Source organism: Ancylobacter sp., from assembly GCF_965249975.1.
GTDB lineage: Bacteria > Pseudomonadota > Alphaproteobacteria > Rhizobiales > Xanthobacteraceae > Ancylobacter.
Genome location: NZ_CBDFNE010000004.1, coordinates 383,600 through 405,946 on the forward strand (window position 1 = coordinate 383,600; position 22,347 = coordinate 405,946).

At 68.6% G+C, this 22,347-nt stretch carries 20 protein-coding genes; 10 read left to right on the forward strand and 10 right to left on the reverse strand.

Annotation, left to right across the window (positions count from 1 at the left end; all coding sequences use genetic code 11):
• The 3 genes from ACP2AH_RS06315 to ACP2AH_RS06325 form a co-directional block, all read right to left on the reverse strand.
• Window positions 1-3,051: a sarcosine oxidase subunit alpha gene (locus tag ACP2AH_RS06315; RefSeq protein WP_425105024.1), complete on the reverse strand. Its 3,051-nt coding sequence runs from the start codon at window positions 3,049-3,051 to the stop codon at window positions 1-3.
• 145 nt (window positions 3,052-3,196) lie between these two features.
• Window positions 3,197-3,487, reverse strand: coding sequence for a sarcosine oxidase subunit delta (locus ACP2AH_RS06320; RefSeq protein ID WP_421699677.1), 291 nt, complete (start codon window positions 3,485-3,487; stop codon window positions 3,197-3,199).
• 12 nt (window positions 3,488-3,499) lie between these two features.
• Window positions 3,500-4,750 (reverse strand): sarcosine oxidase subunit beta family protein, encoded by a 1,251-nt coding sequence (locus tag ACP2AH_RS06325; RefSeq protein ID WP_425105025.1) that lies wholly within the window; start codon window positions 4,748-4,750, stop codon window positions 3,500-3,502.
• Between the two features lie 272 nt (window positions 4,751-5,022).
• On the opposite strand from ACP2AH_RS06325, the gene ACP2AH_RS06330 reads away from it, so the two are divergent.
• Both ACP2AH_RS06330 and ACP2AH_RS06335 read left to right on the forward strand, forming a co-directional pair.
• Complete coding sequence (locus ACP2AH_RS06330; protein WP_425105026.1) at window positions 5,023-5,865, forward strand: tellurite resistance TerB family protein; 843 nt, start codon at window positions 5,023-5,025, stop codon at window positions 5,863-5,865.
• 279 nt (window positions 5,866-6,144) lie between these two features.
• Complete coding sequence (locus tag ACP2AH_RS06335; protein WP_425105027.1) at window positions 6,145-6,813, forward strand: outer membrane protein; 669 nt, start codon at window positions 6,145-6,147, stop codon at window positions 6,811-6,813.
• 68 nt (window positions 6,814-6,881) lie between these two features.
• On the opposite strand, the gene ACP2AH_RS06340 is transcribed toward ACP2AH_RS06335, so the two are convergent.
• Window positions 6,882-7,385, reverse strand: a complete 504-nt coding sequence (locus tag ACP2AH_RS06340) for an invasion associated locus B family protein (protein ID WP_425105028.1) — start codon at window positions 7,383-7,385, stop codon at window positions 6,882-6,884.
• Between the two features lie 701 nt (window positions 7,386-8,086).
• Here ACP2AH_RS06340 and ACP2AH_RS06345 point away from each other — a divergent pair.
• Together ACP2AH_RS06345 and serA are read left to right on the forward strand one after the other, a co-directional pair.
• Window positions 8,087-9,262, forward strand: coding sequence for a phosphoserine transaminase (locus tag ACP2AH_RS06345; protein WP_425105029.1), 1,176 nt, complete (start codon window positions 8,087-8,089; stop codon window positions 9,260-9,262).
• A gap of 221 nt (window positions 9,263-9,483) precedes the next feature.
• Entirely contained in the window at window positions 9,484-11,070 is a 1,587-nt protein-coding gene (serA, locus tag ACP2AH_RS06350) for a phosphoglycerate dehydrogenase (RefSeq protein WP_421699683.1), read from the forward strand.
• A 65-nt stretch (window positions 11,071-11,135) separates the two neighbouring features.
• Here the strand turns inward: serA and eda are convergent, their stop codons facing one another.
• A complete protein-coding gene (eda, locus tag ACP2AH_RS06355; RefSeq protein WP_244450731.1) occupies window positions 11,136-11,783 on the reverse strand; it encodes a bifunctional 4-hydroxy-2-oxoglutarate aldolase/2-dehydro-3-deoxy-phosphogluconate aldolase in 648 nt (215 codons plus the stop codon).
• A 177-nt stretch (window positions 11,784-11,960) separates the two neighbouring features.
• On the opposite strand from eda, the gene puuE reads away from it, so the two are divergent.
• Window positions 11,961-12,890, forward strand: coding sequence for an allantoinase PuuE (puuE, locus tag ACP2AH_RS06360; protein ID WP_425105030.1), 930 nt, complete (start codon window positions 11,961-11,963; stop codon window positions 12,888-12,890).
• A gap of 4 nt (window positions 12,891-12,894) precedes the next feature.
• Complete coding sequence (locus ACP2AH_RS06365) at window positions 12,895-13,257, forward strand: MliC family protein (RefSeq protein WP_425105031.1); 363 nt, start codon at window positions 12,895-12,897, stop codon at window positions 13,255-13,257.
• Here ACP2AH_RS06365 and ACP2AH_RS06370 read toward each other — a convergent pair.
• Window positions 13,197-13,730, reverse strand: coding sequence for a two pore domain potassium channel family protein (locus ACP2AH_RS06370; protein ID WP_425105032.1), 534 nt, complete (start codon window positions 13,728-13,730; stop codon window positions 13,197-13,199). The genes ACP2AH_RS06365 and ACP2AH_RS06370 overlap by 61 nt on opposite strands.
• A 36-nt stretch (window positions 13,731-13,766) precedes the next feature.
• Between ACP2AH_RS06370 and ACP2AH_RS06375 the strand changes: the two genes are divergently transcribed.
• The gene (locus ACP2AH_RS06375) at window positions 13,767-14,624 is read left to right on the forward strand and encodes a GNAT family N-acetyltransferase (protein ID WP_425105033.1); all 858 of its coding nucleotides are present in this window, start codon (window positions 13,767-13,769) and stop codon (window positions 14,622-14,624) included.
• Here ACP2AH_RS06375 and ACP2AH_RS06380 read toward each other — a convergent pair.
• Together ACP2AH_RS06380 and ACP2AH_RS06385 are read right to left on the reverse strand one after the other, a co-directional pair.
• Window positions 14,565-15,533: a DMT family transporter gene (locus ACP2AH_RS06380; protein ID WP_425105034.1), complete on the reverse strand. Its 969-nt coding sequence runs from the start codon at window positions 15,531-15,533 to the stop codon at window positions 14,565-14,567. The genes ACP2AH_RS06375 and ACP2AH_RS06380 overlap by 60 nt on opposite strands.
• Window positions 15,534-15,675: 142 nt before the next feature.
• On the reverse strand, window positions 15,676-16,569 hold the full coding sequence (locus ACP2AH_RS06385) for a VOC family protein (protein ID WP_425105035.1): 894 nt from the start codon (window positions 16,567-16,569) through the stop codon (window positions 15,676-15,678).
• 278 nt (window positions 16,570-16,847) lie between these two features.
• Between ACP2AH_RS06385 and ACP2AH_RS06390 the strand changes: the two genes are divergently transcribed.
• The 3 genes from ACP2AH_RS06390 (at window position 16,848) to ACP2AH_RS06400 (ending at window position 20,066) form a co-directional block, all read left to right on the forward strand.
• Complete coding sequence (locus ACP2AH_RS06390; RefSeq protein ID WP_425105036.1) at window positions 16,848-18,140, forward strand: adenylosuccinate synthase; 1,293 nt, start codon at window positions 16,848-16,850, stop codon at window positions 18,138-18,140.
• Window positions 18,141-18,168: 28 nt separating this feature from the next.
• The gene (locus tag ACP2AH_RS06395; protein ID WP_425105037.1) at window positions 18,169-19,713 is read left to right on the forward strand and encodes a hypothetical protein; all 1,545 of its coding nucleotides are present in this window, start codon (window positions 18,169-18,171) and stop codon (window positions 19,711-19,713) included.
• A gap of 224 nt (window positions 19,714-19,937) precedes the next feature.
• Window positions 19,938-20,066, forward strand: a complete 129-nt coding sequence (locus tag ACP2AH_RS06400) for a hypothetical protein (RefSeq protein ID WP_279613807.1) — start codon at window positions 19,938-19,940, stop codon at window positions 20,064-20,066.
• 63 nt (window positions 20,067-20,129) lie between these two features.
• Here the strand turns inward: ACP2AH_RS06400 and sucD are convergent, their stop codons facing one another.
• Together sucD and sucC are read right to left on the reverse strand one after the other, a co-directional pair.
• Window positions 20,130-21,026 (reverse strand): succinate--CoA ligase subunit alpha, encoded by an 897-nt coding sequence (gene sucD, locus ACP2AH_RS06405; protein WP_425105038.1) that lies wholly within the window; start codon window positions 21,024-21,026, stop codon window positions 20,130-20,132.
• Entirely contained in the window at window positions 21,026-22,225 is a 1,200-nt protein-coding gene (gene sucC, locus ACP2AH_RS06410) for an ADP-forming succinate--CoA ligase subunit beta (protein ID WP_425105039.1), read from the reverse strand. Before sucC ends, sucD begins: the two co-directional genes overlap by 1 nt.
• Window positions 22,226-22,347 lie beyond the last annotated feature (122 nt).

A 22,347-nucleotide genomic window follows, 5' to 3' on the forward strand; every position in this document is an offset into this window, starting at 1 on the left:
TCAACCATTGAGGCGTTCTCCCTTGGGATCGTAGAACACCGGCTCGACCACCTCGACCTCGATGGCGTGGGTCGGCATCGGCACCATCAGCTTCGTGCCGATGCGCGCGCGCCCGCCCTTCACCATGGCCAGCGCGATGGAGCGGCCGAGAACGGCGCTGTGATAGGAGGAGGTGACGAAGCCGAGCATCGGCACCGGAACGGGGGCGGCAGGGTCGGCGACGATCTGCGCGCCTTCTTCCAGCACCACCGTGGGGTCGGTGGTCTTCAGGCCGACCAGCTGGCGGCGGTCCGGCGCGGACATGGACTCGCGCAGGAGCGAGCGCTTGCCGACGAAATCCTTCTTCGCCTTGCCAACGGCCCAGCCGAGATTGACATCGTCGGGCGTCGCCGTCCCGTCCGTCTCCTGGCCGACGATGATGTAGCCCTTCTCGGCGCGCAGCACATGCATGGTCTCGGTGCCATAGGGCGTAATGCCAAAGCGCTCGCCGGCGGCATAGACCGCCTCCCACACCGCCCGTCCATAGGCGGAAGGCACGTTGATCTCGAAGCCGAGTTCGCCGGTGAAGGACACGCTGAACAGCCGGGTCGGCACGCCGAGAATGGTGCCCTCGCGCACGCTCATATGCGGGAAGGCCTCCTTGGAGAGGTCGATGCCCTCGATCAGCGGGGCGATGACCTCGCGCGCCTTCGGCCCCTGCACGGCGATGACCGACCATTGCTCGGTGGTGGAGGTGAGCCACACGTCGAGGTCCGGCCATTCGGTCTGGAGATAGTCCTCCATATGCGCCAGCACGCGCGGGGCGCCGCCCGTGGTGGTGGTTACATGGAAGCGGTCCACCGCCATGCGCCCGACCACGCCGTCATCCATGACGAAGCCGTCCTCGCGCAGCATGACGCCGTAGCGCAGCCGGCCGGGCTCCAGCTTGGCCCAGGCGTTGGTGTACATGCGGTTCATGAACTCGGCGGCGTCGGGGCCGACGATCTCGATCTTGCCGAGGGTGGAGGCGTCGAACATGCCGACGCCCGCGCGCACCGCCTTGCATTCGCGGGCGACGGCGGCGTGCATGTCTTCCATGCGTCCACCTTCTCCCGCGCGGGGGAAGTAATGCGCGCGCTTCCAGTTGCCGACATCCTCGAAAGCGGCGCCGTGTTCGGCGGCCCAGTCATGGATGGCGGTCTTGCGGACGGGATCGAACACATCGCCGCGCGCCGCCCCGGCGAACAGGCCGAAAGTGGTGGGTGTGAAGGGCGGGCGGAAGGTGGTGAGCCCGATCTTCGGCACCGGCGTGTCGAGCGCCTCGGAGACGATGCCGAGGGCGTTCATGTTCGAGGTCTTGCCCTGGTCGGTCGCCATGCCCGTGGTGGTGTAGCGCTTCACATGCTCGATGGAGCGCATGCCCTCGCGGGTGGCGAGCTTCAGGTCCTTGGAGGTGACATCGTTCTGCCAGTCGACGAAAGCCTTGGTGAAGGCCGGGTTGCGCCCATGCGGGGTGGCGCCGATGAAGCCGCTCGTGCCGAGATCCTCGGCGCTGGCGGGGAGGCTCCGCGACGGCGCGGCCGGCACCGGCGTGGCGCCGCGCGCGGGCGAGGTGTAGGTGCGGGCGGCCTTGGCGGCGGCTTCGCCCTGGGCGTAGCCGTCTTCCAGCACGCGCTGCAGGCCATTCACGCCGCGGCAGGCGCCGGCGGAACGCTCGCGCTCCACCGAGGTGCCGGGCAGATAGGCGCCGGCGGCGCCGTCCCACACCAGCTTGCCGCGCGACTGCGAGAACAGATGTACGCTCGGCGTGAAGCCGCCGGACATCAGCACGCTGTCGCAGGCAATGGTTTCCGCCGGGCCGACCGTGCCCTTCGTCACCTTGGCGAGCTGGGCAGAGGCGACGCGCAGCCGGCCCTTGGTGCCGACCAGCACGGTGGAGGGGCGCACATCGATGCCGGCGGCGAGCGCGCGGGAAGGCAGCTCGCCGGAGACTTCCGCGCGCAGATCGGCGATGGCGGCGATGCTGACGCCGGCGGCCTTGAGGTCCAGCGCGGTGCGGTAGCCGGCATCGCAGGCGGTGAAGATCACCGCGCGCTCACCGACCTTGGTGCCGTAGCGATTGGCGTAGGTGCGGGCGGAATCGGCCAGCAGCACGCCGGGGCGGTCATTGTCGGGGAACACCAGCGGGCGCTCCAGCGCGCCGGCGGCGATGACCACCTCTTTCGCCCGCACCTCCCACAGCCGCTCGCGCGGCAGATCGGGGCCGGGGACGGCGAGATGCTCGGTGACGCGTTCGGCGAGAGCGATGTGGTTGTGCGGGAAATAGCCGAAGGCGGTGGTACGCAGCATCAGCGTGACATTGTCGCGCGCCTTGAGGCTCGCCAGCGTCGCCGCCAGCCAGTCGGCGGCGGGCTTGCCTTCGATGGTGGCGGTGGTCTCGGACAGCAGCGAGCCGCCGAGTTCCGCCTGTTCGTCGCACAGGATCACCTTCGCCCCGCTCTCGGCGGCGGCGAGGGCGGCGGCAAGGCCGGCCGGGCCGGCGCCGACGACGAGCACGTCGCAATGGGCGTGGTTCTGGGTGTAGCGGTCCGGGTCCGGCAGATCCGGGGCGACGCCGAGGCCGGCCATGGCGCGGATCTTCGGCTCATAGAAGCGCTTCCACGCCCCCGCCGGCCACATGAAGGTCTTGTAGTAGAAGCCCGCCGGCAGGAAGGGGGCGGCCAGGTCGTTGATTGCGCCGGCATCGAAGGAGAGCGAGGGCCAGCGGTTCTGGCTCTGCGCCTTCAAGCCCTCGTAGAGTTCCACCTGCGTGGCGCGCAGGTTCGGCGCGGCGCGGGCGGCGTCGCGGGCGACATTGACCAGCGCGTTGGGCTCGTCCGAGCCGGCGGAGAGGAAGCCGCGCGGGCGGTGATACTTGAACGAGCGGCCGACGAGGTGCACGCCATTGGCGATCAGCGCCGAGGCCAGCGTGTCGCCGGCAAAGCCGGAATAGGTCTGCCCGTCGAAGCGGAAGGACAGCGGCGCGGCGCGGTCGATGCGCCCGCCCGAGGCGGTGCGGAAGCGGTTGGTCATGTCGCGGACCCTCGCGCGGTGTCCACCTCTCCCCGGCGGGGAGAGGTCGCCGCGCAGCGGCGGGTGAGGGGGAAGGCGGCGGCAGCGAAGGGAAGGCCCCTCACCCCAACCCTCTCCCCGGCGGGGAGAGGGAGAAGAGGTCGGCTCATGGCGCGCTCCCCTCGACATCCGGGCGCGGCTCGCCGGCCTTGTAGGTGGTGACGAAGAAGTCGCTCACCGTGTCGCGCAGCGCGTTGAAATAGCGCCCGCAGCCATGGATGTGGCGCCAGCGCTCGGCGTGCAGGCCCTTGGGATTGGTGCGGTTGTAGAGGAAATCGGCCCATTCCGCGTCGGTGAGGGCGGAAGGGTCGGCGGGGCGGGCAATGTGCGCCTCGCCGCCATAGCGGAACTCGACTTCCGGCCGGGCGCCGCACCAGGGGCAGGTGATGATGAGCATGTCCTGCCCTCCTCAGTGCGCGACGGCGGCGGCGGCCGCTTCGTCGATCAGGAAACCGTCGCGGAAGCGCTCCAGCGTGAAGGGCGCGTTGATGGCGTGCGGGGCGTCCCTGGCGATGGTGTGGGCGAAGACATGGCCGGAGCCCGGCGTCGCCTTGAAGCCGCCGGTGCCCCAGCCGCAATTCACATAGAGGCCCGGCACCGGGGTCTTGGCGATGATCGGCGAGCGGTCGGGCGTCACATCGACAATGCCGCCCCAGTTGCGCAGCATGCGCAGGCGCCGGAACTGCGGCACCAACTCGCAGATGGCGTCGAGCGTGTGGGCGGTGATGTGCAGCGCACCGCGCTGGGAATAGGAGGTGTAGGCATCCGTGCCGGCGCCGATGACCATCTCGCCCTTGTCGGATTGCGAGATATAGGCGTGGATGGTGTTGCTCATCACAACGGTCGGGAAGGCGGGCTTCACCGGCTCCGACACCAGCGCCTGAAGCGGGAAGCTCTCCAGCGGCATGCGCAGCCCGGCCATCGCCATGACGACGCTGGTGTGGCCGGCGGCGGAGACGCCGACCTTTTTCGCCCGGATGAAGCCGCGCGAGGTTTCCACCCCTTCCACCGCGCCGGACGGGCCACGGCGGATGCCGGTGACCTCGCAGTTCTGGATGATGTCGACGCCGCGCGAATCCGCCGCGCGGGCGAAGCCCCAGGCCACGGCGTCGTGCCGCGCCGTGCCGCCACGCCGCTGCAGCGCGCCGCCGATGATGGGGTAGCGCATGCTCTTGATATTGAGCGGCGGGCAGAATTCCTTCACCTGCTCGGCGGTCAGCCATTCATTGTCGACGCCGTTCAGCCGGTTGGCATGGACATGGCGCTTGAAGCTGATCTCGTCATGGTGGTTGTGCGCCAGCATCAACACGCCGCGCGCCGAATACATGACGTTATAGTTGATGTCCTGCGACAGGCCTTCCCACAGCTTCACCGCGTGCTCGTAGAGCGCGGCGCTCTCGTCGAACAGATAGTTCGAGCGCACGATGGTGGTGTTGCGGCCAGTATTGCCGCCGCCGAGCCAGCCGCGCTCGATGACCGCGACATTGGTGATGCCGTGTTCCTTGGCGAGGTAATAAGCCGCCGCCAGGCCATGCCCGCCGGCGCCGACGATGACGACATCGTATTCGGCCTTCGGCTCGGGATTGCGCCATTGCGGCTGCCAGCTCTTGTGGCCGCCCAGCGCGCGGCGGAACAGCTCGAAGCCGGAGAATTTCTGCACGGTCGCCTCCGCGGCAAAGAGTGAGACGCAGGCGGCCAAACCGTGGGGGCGGGGCCGCTTTCGTCGTCTGTCCGCATGCTCGCGCGCCGGCCGCAAAACGGCGAGCACTGTTTCGGCGCTGGCGTTGAACGGATGCGACATGAGATGCGACACGCGCCCTGTCGTACCGGGCGGCGCGGATCACGCGGCGGTGACCGGGAAAGCGCGGCTTTCCTTGCGGAAGCCATGATTGGTTCTTACCTCCCTGCGCAGACAGACACACGGGATGAACCATGTTCAACAGCGGCAATTTCGACGCCAAGCGGCTCCTCGACCAGTTCCTCACGCCGCAGGCGGGGACGCAGGGGCAGGTGCCCGCCCAGACGAACCCGCTGGGCGGGCTGCTCGGCGGCCTCGCCGGCAGCCTCGGTGGGGGCGTCACCGGCAGCGCCAACGCCCAGCCGCCCGGCGCGGGCACGGCTTCGTCCGGCGCTGGCGACCTGATGGGGCGGGCGAAGGAGTATCTCGGGAATAATGGCGGCTCGCTCGCCTCCGGCGCGGCGGCCGGCGCGCTGGTGTCGCTGGTGCTCGGCAGCAAGGGCGGGCGCAAGATGGCCGGCAATGCGGTGAAGCTCGGCGGCCTCGCCCTTGTCGGCACGCTCGCCTACAAGGCCTACCAGAACTACCAGCAGGGCCAGAAGCCGCAGCAGACGGCGGCCGAACCGGTGCCGAGCCAGCTGCCGCCGGCACAGTCGCCCTTCCATCCCGCGCAGGCCGAGCGCAGCCATTTCGACGTGACGCTGCTGCGCACCATGATCGCCGCTTCGCTGGCCGACGGCCATGTCGACGAGGCCGAGCGCGCGGCGATTTCCGCCAAGCTCGGCGGCGCCCAGCTGGATGAAGCCGAGCGCTTCCTCACCCAGGAACTTGGCACGCCGGCCTCGCCCGAGGCGCTGGCCGCCGAGGCGACTTCGCCCGAGCAGGCGGCGGAGGTCTATATGACCGCGCTGCTCGCCATCGACGCCGACACCACCTCCGAGCGCGTGTTCCTCGCCCGGCTGGCGACGGCGCTGAAGCTCGATCCGGCGCTGGTGCCGCATCTGGAAGCCAGCGCGCGCGCCGCGCGGGTGGGGTGAGGCGGTTGCCCGAAACGCCGTCAGCTCTGCCGCAGCCGGAGGCGAAGAGCCGGGATCGTGCGGGAATGGGCGCACGATCCCGGATCGGGCCGGTGGCCCGTCCGGGATGACGCAAGGTGGCGGCGGCAAAGCCCTTTGGGCTTGCCGGAGGCAGAACCTGCGGTTCGCCTGGAGGTAATCAAGGTTAAGCGTTAAGGTTAAGCCGCTCTTAATCACTCGCGGGCACAGTGCAGCCGTCGAAGAACGCCGGGACTCTCCCGGCTCGTCTGGGATGGTTGCATGCGTAAAGCGGGTGAGAAGGTTGGGGCAGGGGTGCGCGGGAGCGTGCTCGCGACGGTGTGTGTCGTTCTGCTCGCGGGCGGCGCGGCGCGGGCGGCGGATGCGCTCGACGATCTCGACGCCGACGATCTGCTGGCCCGGGCGCCGGAAGTCGAGGAGGCGCGCGCCTTCTATCTGCGCGGCGATATCGGCTTCGTCTTCAACGAATCGGCCGATCTCGGCGCTGCCGGCCATGCGCCGCTCGGCAATGCCGGCGTGTTCGGCCTCGGCGCCGGCCTGCGGCTGAACGACCTGCTGCGCCTCGACCTCACCGCCGATTATCGCAGCGCGGCGGATGTGTCCTTTCGCGGCTTCAGTGGCGAGGCGAGTGCCACCACGCTGCTTGCCAATGCCTATCTCGACCTCGGCACCTGGTACGGGGTGACGCCCTATGTCGGCGCCGGCCTCGGCGCGGCGCATGTGTCGCTGTCCGGCCTCGGGGCCGGCGAGGGCTGGGGCTTCGCCTGGGCGGCGATGGCGGGCGGGACGGTGACGCTGGCGCCGAACTGGCAGCTTGATCTCGGCTATCGCTATGTCCGCATCGAGAACGCCGGTCTCGGCGGCGGGCTCTCGGATTTCAGCCAGGCGGCGCATGAAGTGCGGCTCGGCCTGCGCTACCTCTTCGACTGAGGCGCGTTCGACTGGGGCGCGCACCGGCGGGACGGGCACCGTGCCCAACCCGCCGGCGGCGCGGCCTTTCAGCGGCAGCCGGACAGGATGCGGTTGGTGGCGGCGGTCACGCCGTTGAGCGAGAACACATAGCTCGTGTCATTGCCGCGCGCGGAAGTGGCGCTGATGCTCATCTGGCTGCCGCCGCGCAGCGCTTCCAGAAACGCCGGCTCGCGCTCGGCCCGGCGCAGCCAGGCGCTGCTGCCCTCGGTCATCATCACGAATTTGTCGTCGCCAATGCTGGCGACCACCTGTGAGCCGGCGGCGAAGCTGTAGCCGGTCTGGAAACTCACCTCGGTGCGCTGCGTGGTGTTGGGCAGGCCGGTGACAAAGAACGTCACATCGCCATGGGTCAGCCGGTCCGGCTTGGCCGAGATCGGCGTGCTGATGGTATAGCATTGCGGCTTGCCATCGACGTTGAAGCGCCAGGTGCTCCAGTCCTTGTACTCACCCATTGCTGTCGGCTTGGCAGCCATGGCAGCCGTGCTGGCAAGGAACATCACACTCAGTGCGATGGCGGTCCGTCCAATCATGGGGGGAAGCCTCCTCTCGTCTGTGGTTCAGCGCAGAAGACTTGTCGCCCCGCGTTAAGACAGCGTTAAGGCACGGGGCGCGATCGCGATCACAATGTGGACAGGCTGCCCGGTATGCGCCGGCGCGGCGGCGGCGTGCCGCATTTCCGGCCGGATCAATTCAGGCCGCACGGCTTCGCCGGGGGAGAGGCGCTTGGGTCCCCTGATGGGGCGCGCAACATCAGAGCGCATAGTGGAGCAGATACATCGCCCCCATGATAAAAAGAGCGATAGAGAATGTGTAGTCCAGAATGATATCGAACATCGTCTAGGCACGCTTCTGTATAAAGGCACGTGAATGCAGGTCGGCGAATATTTCTATTTGCCGTTGATGCGATGACATCGTCAGCGGGTTGAGTAACTCACGCTTCGTTGTTCCAGATCCGTCAGCATCGCCATCCCGTCCAGAGTGTGATGGCGAGGTAACGACGAACCCGTCGCCGGAGTTCCATACCGTTTTGCGGTAAAATGAGCCGGCGCGGGCGGCTGGCGAAAATCGTCTCCGGCGCGACCCAGGCCGCACCGAGCCGCCGATCCGCGCCTCCGCTGACGCGGACATGGTCAGGACTCTTTGGCTCTTGCGTTTCGCGCTCGCCGGGAGTAGACCCCTTCTCGGGCTACCCCTCCCCACCGAGGGGCACCCATCTGGAAGGATGGCTATCATGACGATTACCGCGCAGCCGGCTGTGAAGCCGGCCAATCCCAATTTTTCTTCCGGCCCCTGTGCCAAGCGTCCCGGTTGGACGCTTGAGGCTTTGAGCGACGCTCCGCTCGGCCGCTCGCACCGTGCCAAGGTCGGCAAGGCGAAGCTGAAGCTCGCCATCGACCTCACCCGCGAAGTCCTCGAAATTCCCGCCGATTACCGCATCGGCATCGTTCCCGCGTCCGACACCGGCGCGGTCGAGATGGCGCTGTGGTCGCTGCTCGGCGCCCGCCCGGTCGATCTTCTGGCTTGGGAAAGCTTCGGCGAAGGCTGGGTGACGGATGTCGTCAAGCAGCTCAAGCTCAAGGACGCCCGCGTCCTGAAAGCGCCGTATGGCGAACTGCCCGATCTCGCTCAGGTGAATTTCGACCATGACGTGGTGTTCACCTGGAACGGCACCACCTCGGGCGTGCGAGTGCCGAATGGCGATTTCATCCCCGCCGACCGGCAGGGCCTGACCATTTGCGACGCCACCTCGGCCGCCTTCGCGCAGAATCTCGACTGGGCCAAGCTCGATGTCGTGACCTACAGCTGGCAGAAGGTGCTGGGCGGCGAAGCCGCGCACGGCATGCTGATTCTCTCGCCCCGCGCGGTCGAGCGGCTGGAAAGCTATGTCCCGGCCTGGCCGCTGCCGAAGATCTTCCGCCTCACCAAGGGCGGCAAGCTCATCGAGGGCACGTTCGAGGGCGAGACCATCAACACCCCGTCCATGCTCTGCGTCGAGGACTATATCGACGCGCTGAACTGGGCGAAGGCGGTGGGCGGGCTCAAGGGCCTGCAGTCGCGCTCGGACGCCAATTTCAAGGTGCTTGCCGACTATGTCGCCAAGACGCCGTGGATCGACTTCCTCGCCAAGGTGCCGGAAACCCGCTCCAACACCAGCGTGTGCCTCGTGGTCGCCGACCCCGAGGTGAAGGCGCTGGCGCCGGACGCGCAGGCGGCTTTCGCCAAGGCGCTGGCGGCCGCGCTGGAAAAGGCCGGCGTCGCCTTTGACATCGGCGCCTATCGCGACGCGCCGGCGGGCCTGCGCATCTGGGCCGGCGCCACGGTCGAGGCGTCCGATCTCGAAGCGCTGCTGCCCTGGCTCGACTGGGCCTTCGCCAGCGCCAAGGCCGGCCTCAAGCAGGCGGCCTGAGCCCCTCTCGCGACGGTCCCCGCCGCTGACGCAAGGGGACGGCGAAGGGGCCGCGCAGGCGGCGAAGGCGCAGGGCTTTCTCTCCCGGCCGCGTCTCGCCTTCGACGCCTTGCATGTGCGCCCGACGAACGCTTCGTCGTCCCCTCCCGCCAGCGGCGGGAGCCTTGTCTCTCCCGCTCCGCGCGGGTCGATGTTCCCCTTTTCCGAACAGGATGAAGCCCATGGCTCCCCGCGTTCTCATTTCCGATGCGCTCTCCCCCGCCGCCGTGCAGATCTTCAAAGACCGCGGCATCGAGGTCGATTTCCAGCCGGCGCTGGGCAAGGACAAGGACAAGCTGGCCGAGATCATCGGCAATTATGACGGCCTCGCCATCCGCTCGGCGACCAAGGTGACGCCGAAGATCCTCGCCAACGCCACGCGGCTGAAGGTGGTCGGGCGGGCCGGCATCGGCGTCGACAATGTCGACATCCCGGCCGCCACCGCCAAGGGCGTGATCGTCATGAACACGCCGTTCGGCAATTCCATCACCACCGCCGAGCACGCCATCGCCATGATGTTCGCGCTGGCCCGCGAAATCCCCGCCGCCGACGCCTCCACCCAGGCCGGCAAGTGGGAGAAGAACCGCTTCATGGGCGTGGAGCTGACCGCCAAGACGCTCGGCATCATCGGCTGCGGCAATATCGGCTCCATCGTCGCCGACCGCGCCATCGGGCTGAAGATGAAGGTCGTCGCCTTCGACCCCTTCCTTTCCCCGGAGCGCGCCAAGGATATCGGCGTCGAGAAGGTGGAGCTGGACGACCTGCTCGCCCGTGCCGATGTCATCACCCTGCACACGCCGCTGACCGACAAGACCCGCAACGTGCTCTCGGCCGAGGCGATCGCCAAGACCAAGAAGGGCGTGCGCATCGTCAATTGCGCGCGCGGCGGGCTGGTCGACGAGGCGGCGCTGGCAGAAGCGCTGAAGAGCGGCCATGTCGCCGGCGCGGCCTTCGACGTGTTCATCACCGAGCCGGCGACCGAGAACCCGCTTTTCGGCCTGCCCAATGTGATCTGCACCCCGCATCTCGGCGCCTCCACCACCGAGGCGCAGGAGAATGTCGCCCTGCAGGTGGCCGAGCAGATGAGCGACTATCTGCTGCGCGGTGCCATCTCCAACGCGGTGAACTTCCCCTCGATCACGGCGGAAGAAGCCCCGAAGCTGAAGCCCTTCATCGAACTCGCCGAAAAGCTCGGCTCCTTCGCCGGCCAGCTGACCGACACCGACATCCAGACCGTGCGCATCACCTATGACGGCGCGGTGGCGAGCCTGAAGATCAAGGCGCTGACCTCGGCGGCGGTGGCCGGCCTGCTGCGCCCGGCGCTGGCCGACATCAACGTCGTTTCCGCGCCGAGCATCGCCAAGGAGCGCGGCATCGTGGTGGAAGAGACCACCCGCGAGATCGCCGGCGATTATGAGAGCCTGATCACGCTCACCGTCATCACCGACAAGATGGAGCGTTCCATCTCCGGCACGGTGTTCGCCGACGGGCGCCCGCGCATCGTCGACATCAAGGGCATCAAGGTGGACGCCGAGTTCGCGCCCTCCATGCTCTACGTTACCAATGAGGACAAGCCGGGCTTTGTCGGCCGCTTCGCCGGCCTGTTGGGCGATGCCGGCATCAACATCGCCACCTTCGCGCTCGGCCGCGACCGGCAGGGCGGCGACGCCATCGCGCTGGTGGAAGTGGATGGCACGGTGCCGGCCGAGCTGCTGGCCAAGGTGCAGCAGCTCCCCTCGGTGAAGCAGGCCAAGCCGCTGGCGTTCTGAGCGGCGCCCCTCAACAAAAAGGCCCCCGGAGCGATCCGGGGGCCTTTTTCATGAACGCATGCCGCTCACATCGGGAAGGCGGCGCGGTGCAGTTTGGCGGCGGCTTTGGCGAGCGCGACGATCTGCTCCCAGTCGCCCATCGTCACCGCCTCGTTCGGCGCCACCCAGGAGCCGCCGACGGCGAGAATGTTGGGCTGGGCGAGATAGGCGCCGACATTGGCCGGGCTGATGCCGCCCGTCGGGCAGAAGCGCAGGTCCGGCAGCGGGCCGGCCAGCGACTTGATGAGGTTGACCCCGCCCACCGCTTCTGCCGGGAACAGCTTGAGCACGGGAAAGCCCAGCGCGTGCAGGGTCATCGCCTCGGTGGCGGTGGCGCAGCCGGGCATGACCGGCACCGGCGCTTCGGCCAGCGCCTCGGCGAGAGCGGTGGGGCAGCCGGGGCTGACGAGGAAGCGCGCGCCGGCGTCGATGGATTTCTGGATGAGATCCGGCCGCGTCACCGTGCCGGCGCCGACAATGGCGTCCGGCACCTCGGCCGCGATGGCGGCGATGGCTTCCAGCGCCGCCGGGGTGCGCAGCGTCACCTCGATCAGCGGCAGCCCGCCCTCGGCCAGCGCCCGCGCGAGCTTCACGCCCGCGGCGACGCTCGGCACGGTGACGACGGGAACGACGGGAGCGCGGGCAAGCAGGAGGCTGGGGTCGGGAAGCGACATCGGATACCTTGCGCAAGAGTTGCGGGGAATGCGTTGCGACATGAAGACCGCCGGGCGCCGGCTTGTCGAGAGGCGCGGCCAAGATTTGTGCGCTGCGGCGTGGACAGGGCCGGTTCCGCCCTGGCTTTGAACCGGCTAGCCTGAGCACCGCCCTTCGCCGCCCTCGGACGCGCCCGCATGTTCAACATCGATTCCGCCTATCCCCGCGATCTCATCGGCTATGGCCGCACCCCGCCGGACCCGAAATGGCCGGGTGGGGCGCGGATCGCGGTGCAGTTCGTCATCAATTACGAGGAGGGCGGCGAGAACTGCATCCTGCATGGCGACGCCGCTTCCGAGGCCTTTCTCTCCGAGATCGTCGGCGCCCAGCCCTGGCCCGGGCAGCGGCACATGAACATGGAGTCGATCTACGAATATGGCGCGCGCGCCGGCTTCTGGCGGCTCTGGCGGCTGTTCACCGCGCGCGGCCTGCCGGTCACCGTCTATGGGGTGACGACCGCGCTGGCGCGCAACCCGGACGCGGTCGCGGCGATGAAGGAGGCGGAATGGGAGATCGCCAGCCACGGGCTGAAATGGATCGACTACCGCAACCATTCCTATGCGGCGGAGAAGGCGGATTTCGACACCGCGCTGCGGCTGCACACGGAAATCACCGGCGAGCGCCCGCTCGGCTGGTACACCGGCCGCACCTCCGAGCATACGCGCCGCATCGTCATGGAGGAGGGCGGCTTTCTCTATGATTCCGACATCTATTCCGACGAACTGCCGTTCTGGGTCGAGGGGCCGCGCGGCCCGCACCTCTCCATTCCCTATACGCTCGACGCCAATGACATGCGCTTCGCCATTCCCGCCGGCTTCGACCATGGCGAGCCGTTCTTCGCCTTTCTGCGCGACAGTTTCGACGTGCTCTATACCGAAGGGGCGGAAGCGCCGAAGATGATGAGCGTCGGCCTGCATTGCCGGCTTGCCGGCCGGCCGGGGCGGTTCCTCGCCCTGCAGCGCTTCCTTGACCACATCGCCCGCCATGACCGGGTGTGGGTGCCGCGCCGGATCGACATCGCCCGGCACTGGCACGCCCATCACAAGCCGTCCCCGAAGCCGGAGTAAGGCCATGACACTGCGGAGTGCTTCCGTCGTCGCTTTCGTTCTCACCGCGCTGCCCTGCGCCGCGCTGGCGGACCAGATCGTCCTTCCGCTGCCGAAGGGCGCGAAGGCCGAAACGCTCCGCGTCGCTTATGATTGCGGCGCCTTCGGCCGCGTGGCGGCGCAGTATGTCAACGCGCCGCCGGTGGCGCTGGCCAGCCTCACCTTCAAGGGCGAATTCGTGGTGGCGGCCAATGTGATCGCCGCCTCCGGCGCGCGCTATGCCGGCGGCAAATATATCTGGTGGACCAAGGGCAACAGCGCCGACCTCTATGATGTGACCCTGGGCGAGGGGGCGGCGCCGGTCGCGTCGTGCTCATCGACCGGGTGAGCGTCCTCATGAGCCTCCTCGTCATGGCGCGGCGCCCGTCGGCGCGGGGGACGGCGCACCTCCTGCAGATGCTGCTGGATGACAAGGAAGAGCAGCGCCGTGCTCCAGCCGAACATCATGATGCCGCTGCCCGCCGTCATCGGGTCGATCAGCCGGGTGCCGGCGTCCTGCGTCGACTGGCCGAAGCCCAGCGCGGTGTAATTGACGAAGGCGGAGTAATAGGCGTCGTTGTGATCCTCGACGATGCCCTGCATGGCATAGACGACGGCCCAGAGGCCGACCTCGACGAGATGGGCGACCAGCAGCACGATATTGGCGACGGTAAGCGCCGCGAGCAGCCGTAGCCGGGGATGACGCTTGAACATGTTGTCATAGGCGTCCGCCCAGTCGAGCAGGACATAAGTCGCCATCAGATGAACCAGCATCACAAGCATCATCAAGGCGATGCCGATGCCGATTTCCTTGATGATCATTGTCGTCTCCCGGAGGCGGCGGAGGAGGAAGAGTGAATGCCGGCGGAACCTAGCATTCGCGCGCTTAACACGGCGGAAATCGGGCTGGCGGTGGAATGGGCGGCGGCGGAAGGCTGGAACCCCGGCCTCAGCGACGCCGCCTGCTTCGCCACGGTCGATCCCGCCGGCTTTCTCGTCGCCGAACTGGATGGCGCCCCGGCGGCGGTGATCTCGGTGGTGAATTACGATCCGCGCTTCGCCTTTCTCGGCTTCTACATCGTGCGGCCGGACCTGCGCGGGCGGGGTATCGGCTTGCGCCTCTGGCAGGCGGGCCTCGCCCATGCCGGGGCGCGCACCATCGGCCTCGACGGGGTGGTGGCGCAGCAGGCGAATTACGCCAGCCAGGGCTTCGCCTTCGCCCATCGCAACATCCGCTTCACGGGTGCGCCGGAGGCGGGCGAGACGGGAGAGACGGGAGAGACGGGAGAGACGGTGCCTCTCGCGCAGGTGTCGTTCGAGGCGGTCGCGGCCAGCGATGCCCGGGTGTTCCCCGCCTCCCGTGCCGCCTTTCTCAAGGCGTGGATTGCCGCACCGGGCCATGAAGGGCGGGCGGTGCTGCGCGAGGGCCGCCTTGCCGGCTGGGGCGTGGTGCGTCCGGCGCGGACGGGGTGGAAGATCGGGCCGCTGGTTGCCGAGGACGCGGAGGTGGCGGACAGCCTGTTTCGCGCGCTGCGGGCGGCGGCGGGGAGCGATTCCATCGTGCTCGACGTGCCGGAACCGAACGCGCCGGCGCTGGCGCTCGCCCGGCGGCACGGGCTCAACCCCGTGTTCGAGACGGCGCGGATGTACCGCGGCTCACTCCGGCCGGCGACGCTGGAGCCGGTCTATGGCGTCACCAGTTTCGAGCTCGGCTGAGGCGGGCGGCCGGCCGGTCTTCGGCGCCCATCGGGTGGCGATGACGACGCCGGACAGCACCAGCGCATAGCCGGCGGCATGGTAGAGATGCGGTCGCTCGCCGAGAAAGACGATGGCCAGCGCCGAGCCGAACACCGGCATGAGGTGGAAGAACGGCGCGGCGCGGTTCGGCCCCACCAACTGAACCGCGCGGTTGAAGAACAGATAGGCCAGCAGCGAGGGAAACAGCGCGACATAGAGGATGGCAGTCAGCGTCTTGGCGTCGAAGGTCAGCGGCGGGCCCATGATCCGCTCCGCCAGAAAAAGCGGCGTGAGCATAAGGAGGCCGAGGCTGAGGCTGATCCCGAGAAAGCCGAGCGCGGAAAAGGCCGGCCGACGCGCCAGCAACGACGAATAGAGCCCATAAAGCACCATCGCCGCGATCAGCCACAGATCGCCCCGGTTGAAGGCGATGTTCATCAGCACATGCGGATCGCCCCGGCAGATGATGGTGAGCACGCCCATCAGCGACAGGAAGATGCCCGCCGCCTGCCCGCGCGACAGCCGCTCGCCATTGAGCAGCAAAGACCAGAAGGCGATGAGCAGCGGCCCGGTCGATTGCAGCAGCAAGGCGTTCAGCGCCGGGGTGAATTCCAGCGCGTGGTACTGCATGGTGTTGAACAGGGTGATGCCGGTGAGCGCGAGCAGGCCGACCAGCTTCCAGTGCCGGCGCAGCAGCGGCCAGTCCGCCCGCATCGAGCGCCAGGCGAAGGGCAGCAGAATCAGCACCGCCAGCGCCCAGCGCAGCCAGGCGAGGCTCGCCGGCGGCACATGGCCGGCGACATGCCGTCCCATCACGATATTGCCCGCCCAGAACAGCGGGACGAGCGTGAGCAGCAGATAGGGCGCGTCGAACAGGCGGCGGAACATCAGCGGGCCCGGGTGCGAACGGGTGGCCCGCCGAGGCTTTAGCGCATTTCCCCCGTGCTGGCGCCGCCGGGCGGGAGGCGCCAGCATGAAATCTTCTGATCTATCGCCGCGCGCCGGCGATGCGTCGCGCGGCGGGCAGGGCTCACCCGGCGGGGCGGATCACGGCCCGCGTGCCCCAGGGGTCGGTGACGGCAAAGCCGTGCGGGCGCGCCGTCACCGCCTCGCCCGCCGCCGTCAGGCGTGCGCGCACCGCGTCCACGGCGGCGGCGTCGGGCAGCACGACCTCATACTCGACGAGGCCAACGCTGTTGGCGGGGGCCGCGCCGCTATTGCGGCTGTGCCAGATGTTCAGGCCGAGATGGTGGTGATAGCCGCCGGCGCTGACGAACAGCGCGCCGGGATAGCGCTCCGTCGTGATCGCGAAGCCGAGCCCATCGACATAGAAATGCCGGGCGCGCGCCAGCTCGCCGACCTGAAGATGCACATGGCCGACGCGCGTGCCCTCGGGCATCGGGGCATCGAGCGGCACGCCTTCGGGCACATCGGCGAGCAGGTTGCGCAGGTCGAGCGGATGCGTCGCCATCTCGATCGTCGCCCTGTCCCAGCGCCAGTCGCTTTCCGGCCGGTCGCGATAGATTTCGATGCCGTTGCCGTCGGGGTCGTCGAGATAGAGCGCCTCGCTGACCAGATGGTCGGAGGCGCCGAGCCGCACGCCCTGCGCCACCAGCCGGCGCAGCACCACGGCGAGGGCGGGCCGATCCGGGACCAGCAGGGCGACATGGAACAGGCCGGTGGTGCCGGCCGGGCGCGCATGGGCATCGGGCGCGCCGACCAGCTCGATCAGCGTCTCATGGCCAACGCCCAGGCGCAGGCTGCCATCCTCGCCCTTGCCGAGCAGCGCGAGCCCCACCGTGCCGGTGTAGAAGGCGGCCGAGCGCGCCGCGTCACGCACGCGCAGGCGCACCGCGCCAAGGCGCAGGGCGGCGGGCAGGGCGGAAGCGGCGGCGGGCGACGGGGCGGCGGAAAGCGTGTTCATGGCGGTTCCTCGGGGGAGCATTCATCTCTTGCCACTAAGGTCGTGCAATACCGATCGTGCCGCAATGGCGGGTTGATTGCGGCGTTGCAATACCGACCTGCCATTGCCGCCAGGGCCGGCGGCTTGTGCATCGCGTCAACGGCATGGCCCGCGTTCTTGCCTCTCCCGGTGTCATCCCTTAAGACGAAGCAGCCCCGGTCGGACGTTCGCCGGGGCTTTGTCTGTGCGCGGGCACGGCACGCCGCCGCACCCCGCCTCGCAATGCAGGAGCGTGGCTCGTGGCGAATGTGGTCGTCGTCGGTTCCCAATGGGGCGACGAGGGTAAGGGTAAAATTGTCGATTGGCTGAGCGAGCAGGCGGACGTGGTCGTCCGCTTCCAGGGCGGCCACAATGCCGGGCATACGCTCGTCGTTGGCGACAAGACCTACAAATTGTCGCTGCTGCCGTCCGGTCTGGTGCGCGGCGCCCGGCTGTCGATCATCGGCAATGGCGTTGTGCTCGACCCGTGGGCGCTGGTGGACGAAATCACCCGCATCACCGGCCAGGGCGTCGAAGTGACCCCCGAGCGCCTGCGCGTGGCGGAGAATGTCGCGCTCATCCTGCCGCTGCACCGCGAGCTGGACGCGATTCGCGAAAACGCCTCCGCCGGCACCAAGATCGGCACCACCAAGCGCGGCATTGGCCCGGCCTATGAGGACAAGGTGGGCCGGCGCGCCATCCGCCTGATCGACCTCGCCTCGCCGGAGACGCTGGCCGGCAAGATCGACCGGCTGCTGGCGCACCACAACGCGCTGCGGCGCGGCCTCGGCATCGAGGAAGTGGACGCCGCCCGTCTTGCCGCCGAACTCGCCGAGATCGCCCCCAAGGTGCTGCCCTATATGGACCGCGCCTGGGCGTTGCTGGACGATGAGCGCCGGCGCGGCGCCAAGATCCTGTTCGAGGGCGCGCAGGGCGCGCTGCTCGATGTCGACCACGGCACCTATCCTTTTGTGACCTCCTCCAACACGGTGGCGGCGCAGGCGGCGACGGGCTCCGGCCTCGGACCGGGCGCCATCGGCTATGTGCTCGGCATCACCAAGGCCTACACCACCCGCGTCGGCGAAGGCCCGTTCCCGACCGAACTGCACGACGACACCGGCCGCCGCATCGGCGAGCGCGGTCATGAGTTCGGCACCGTCACCGGCCGTCCGCGCCGCTGCGGCTGGTTCGACGCCACGCTGGTGCGCCAGACCGTGCGCACCTCCGGCATTAACGGCATCGCGCTGACCAAGCTCGACGTGCTGGACGGTTTCGACGAGCTGAAAATCTGCACGCGCTACCGCCTCGACGGGCAGGAGATCGACTATTTCCCCGCCGGGCAGGACGCCCAGGCGCGGGTCGAGCCGGTCTATGTCACCATCGAGGGCTGGAGCGAATCGACCGCGGGTGCCCGTTCCTGGGCCGACCTGCCGGCCGAGGCGGTGAAGTATGTGCGCCTTATCGAGGAACTGATCGGCTGCCCGGTGGCTTTGCTGTCCACCAGCCCCGAGCGCGATGATACGATCCTGGTGCAGAACCCGTTTGAATCCTAGACCTTTTCTCCGGACCTGATCCTCCCCCATGGCCGACTACTACCCGCTCATCGCCCGCGCCGTTGGCGGCCTCCCCGACAAGACGGTGGAGGCGCGCAAGGCTGTCTATGAGCGGGCGCGGCGGGCGCTTCTCGCCCAGCTCACGGCCGTCGATCCGCCGCTTTCGCCGGCCGATGTCACCCGCGAGCAGCAGGCGCTGGAGACGGCGATCGACCGGGTGGAGGCCGATTTCGGCGGAGCGGTTCCGGCCGCTCCGCCCCGTGCCCCGGCGCCGCCACCCGCGCCGGTGAACCCGCCGGCCGCCGTGCCCGCGCCTCCGCCCGTGGCCCGGGCGCCGCTCTCCGCCGCGAATCCGCCGGCGCCATCTGCGACCCCATCTGCGCCGCCCCCGTCGGTGTCGCCTTCCGCCTTCCCCGAGGCGGCCCCGCCGCCGCGCTGGAGCGGGCGCAGCCCGGAGCGGCCGGCGGAGCGGACGCCCGAGGTCGGCACCGGCTTTCACCCCAGCGAAGCGGAAGCCGTGGCCGCCGGGCTGGAGCCGCCGCGCGGCGCCGCCCGCCCGTCCGACTGGCGCAGCGAGGCCGCCCGGCTGGTGCGCGAACGCGAGGCCGGTGAGGCCGCCCAGGAAAACGCCCGCGAGGGCGCGCGTGCCAGTGGCGAAGCGCTGCCTCACGCGGCGGATGCTGGCGAGGAGCCGCCTGCCGCCGAGGCGCCCGCCGCCAAGGGCGGGCGCAGCCGGCTGATCGCCATCGGTCTCTTCGCGCTGCTGCTGATTGCCGGCGGCGTCGTCGGCTATACCCAGCGCGCGACCATCGTGGCGCTTCTGCATGGTGGCAGCGCCGGCACGTCCGCTCCCTCCACGCAGGCGCCGGCTACACCGGCCCGCGCCGATGCGCCGAAGTCCACGGATCGCATCACCCAGGCGAGCGGCGAGCCCGTCTCCGCGCCGGCCAGCGCGCCGCAGGCGCCGGGCGGCGCCGATGCGGGGCAGAGCACCGACCAGCGCGCCGTGCTGTTCGAGGAAAGCCCCGGCGGCGGCGAGCAGGGGCTGCAGCAATATGTCGGCACAGTGGAGTGGAGCACCGAGCAGGCCAGCGCCAGCGCCGGCCAGCCCGCCGATCTCGGCGTGCGGGCGGAGATTTCCATTCCGGCGCGCAATTTCAGCGCCACGCTGACCTTCCGCCGCAACCAGGACCCGTCGATCCCGGCCTCGCATATCGTCGAGGTGCAGTTCAAGCTGCCGCCGGGCTTCGATCTCGGCAACATTTCCAGCGTGCCGGGCGTGCGCGCCAAGGCCTCGGAAGGGGCGCAGGGGGCGCCGCTGGTCGGCCTCGCCGTGCGGGTGGCGCCGAATTATTTCCTGATCGGCCTGTCCTCGCTGCCGACGGATGTGCAGCGCAATCTCGGTTTCATCATCACCCGCAACTGGCTCGACCTGCCGCTGGTGTTCGAGAATGGCCGCCGGGCCATTCTCGTGCTCGACAAGGGCGGGGCCGGGCAGGCGGCGTTCCGCCAGGCCTATACGGCGTGGGGTCTCGCCCCGGCGACGCCGCCGGCGCAGCAGAACCAGAACTAGAACTAGAACCGACGCCCGCCTTCGGCGGCCGAAACACCAGGGGAAGCCGGGGCAAGCCTCGCGCTTCCCTTTTTTGTTGCGCTTCCATCGGCGATGCCGGAGGCCGTTTCCGGTGGGTCAATGTCATGCGTCTGGCGCAAGGGCGGTATCTGGTATGTGGTATGCCACGGACCGGTAGTCTTCGGTATTGTGCGTCGCAACACAGACGCGATCGGAGTCGGCGCATGTTTCAGTCGATCTACCCTCTCCTGCCGCTGCTCATTCTCGGCCATGCGTGGATGACGATCATGATCGTCGAGCTGCTCGGCAATGAGGAGACGGCGGGAATGGCGCCGGAATGCTACCCGGCGTGACATGAAAAAACCCCGCGGCGCCGCCGCGGGGTTTGTCGTCTTCAGGTCCTAGTGGAGTGCCGGTCAGGCGGCGACGCGGCCCTTGAGCACCTCGACCAGCGTCTTGCCGAGCCGCGCGGGGGAGGGGGAGACCACGATGCCGGCCTCTTCCATCGCCGCGATCTTGTCCTCGGCGCCGCCCTTGCCGCCGGAGATGATGGCGCCGGCATGGCCCATGCGGCGGCCGGGAGGGGCGGTGCGGCCGGCGATGAAGCCGACCATCGGCTTCTTGCGGCCGCGCTTGGCTTCGTCCTTGAGGAACTGCGCCGCTTCTTCCTCCGCCGAGCCGCCGATCTCGCCGATCATGACGATGGATTCGGTAGCGTCGTCGGCCAGGAACAGCTCCAGCACGTCGATGAACTCGGTGCCCTTCACCGGGTCGCCGCCAATGCCGACGGCGGTGGTCTGGCCGAGGCCTTCCTGCGAGGTCTGGAACACCGCCTCATAGGTCAGCGTGCCCGAGCGCGAGACGACGCCGACCGAACCCTTCTTGAAGATGTTGGCCGGCATGATGCCGATCTTGCACCCGCCGGCGGTGACGATGCCGGGGCAGTTGGGGCCGACGAGGCGGGACTTGGAACCGTCCAGCGCGCGGCGCACCTTCACCATGTCGAGCACCGGAATGCCCTCGGTGATGCAGACGATGAGCGGGATTTCCGCCGCGATCGCCTCGCAGATGGCATCGGCCGCGCCCGGAGGCGGCACATAGATGACCGAGGCGTCGGCGCCGGTCTTCTCGCGCGCCTCGGCGACGGTGTCGAACACCGGCAGGCCGAGATGGGTGGAGCCGCCCTTGCCCGGCGAGGTGCCGCCGACCACCTGCGAGCCATAGGCCAGCGCCTGCTCGGAGTGGAAGGTGCCGTTCTTGCCGGTGAAGCCCTGGGTGATGATCTTGGTGTTCTTGTTGATGAGGACCGACATCACACAGTCTCCTTCACGGCCTTGACGATCTTCTGCGCGGCATCGTCGAGATCGTCGGCGGGGATGACGTTCAGGCCGCTGTCACGGATGATCTGCTTGCCTTCCTCGACATTGGTGCCCTCAAGGCGCACCACCAGCGGAACCTTGAGCCCGACCGCCTTCACCGCGGCGATGACGCCGCGCGCGATGACATCGCACTTCATGATGCCGCCGAAGATGTTGACGAGGATGCCCTTCACGCTCGGATCGGAGGTGATGATCTTGAACGCCGCCGTCACCTTCTCTTCCGTAGCGCCGCCGCCGACATCGAGGAAGTTGGCCGGGCTTTCGCCATAGAGCTTGATGATGTCGAGCGTCGCCATGGCAAGGCCCGCGCCGTTGACCATGCAGCCGATCGTGCCGTCGAGCGCGATATAGGCTAGATCGTACTTCGAGGCCTCGATTTCCTTGGCGTCTTCCTCGGTCTCGTCGCGCAGCGCCACCACATCGGCGTGGCGGTAGAGCGAGTTGGAGTCGAACGAGATCTTGGCGTCGAGGCACTTCAGCTTGCCGTCCTTGGTGACGACCAGCGGGTTGATCTCGAGCATCGCCATGTCCTTGCCGACGAAGGCGGCATAGAGCTTGGCGACGAGGTCGCCGGCCTGCTTGGCGAGATCGCCGGTGAGGCCGAGCGCCTGCGCGACGGTGCGCCCGTGATGGGGCATCACGCCGGTGGCGGGGTCGACGGAGAAGGTGTGGATCTTCTCAGGGGTGGAGTGGGCGACTTCCTCGATGTCCATGCCGCCTTCGGTGGACACGACGAAGGCGATGCGCGAGGTGGCGCGGTCGACGAGGGCGGAGAGGTAGAACTCCTTGTCGATGTCGGAGCCTTCCTCGATATAGACGCGGTTGACCTGCTTGCCGGCCGGGCCGGTCTGGATCGTCACCAGCGTCTTGCCGAGGATCTGCTTGGCATTGGCGGCCGCTTCGGCGGCGGATTTGACGACGCGCACGCCGCCCTTCTCGCCCGCATCGGCTTCCTTGAACTTGCCCTTGCCGCGCCCGCCGGCGTGGATCTGGCTCTTCACCACCCAGACGGGGCCGGCGACCTTGGCCGCGGCGGCTTCCGCCTCGGCGGCGTCGAGAATGGCAACGCCATTCGGCACCGGTACCCCGTATTCGCGGAGCACTCCCTTGGCCTGATACTCATGGATGTTCATTAATTCCGCTCCTCCACAACCGGCGGGTCGGGAGAGCCGCCCCGGCCCTCCCGTCGATTGGCGTATCCTATTTCCCTATAGGCGCACACGCGCCAAGACGCTACTGCGCCGAAACGCAGACA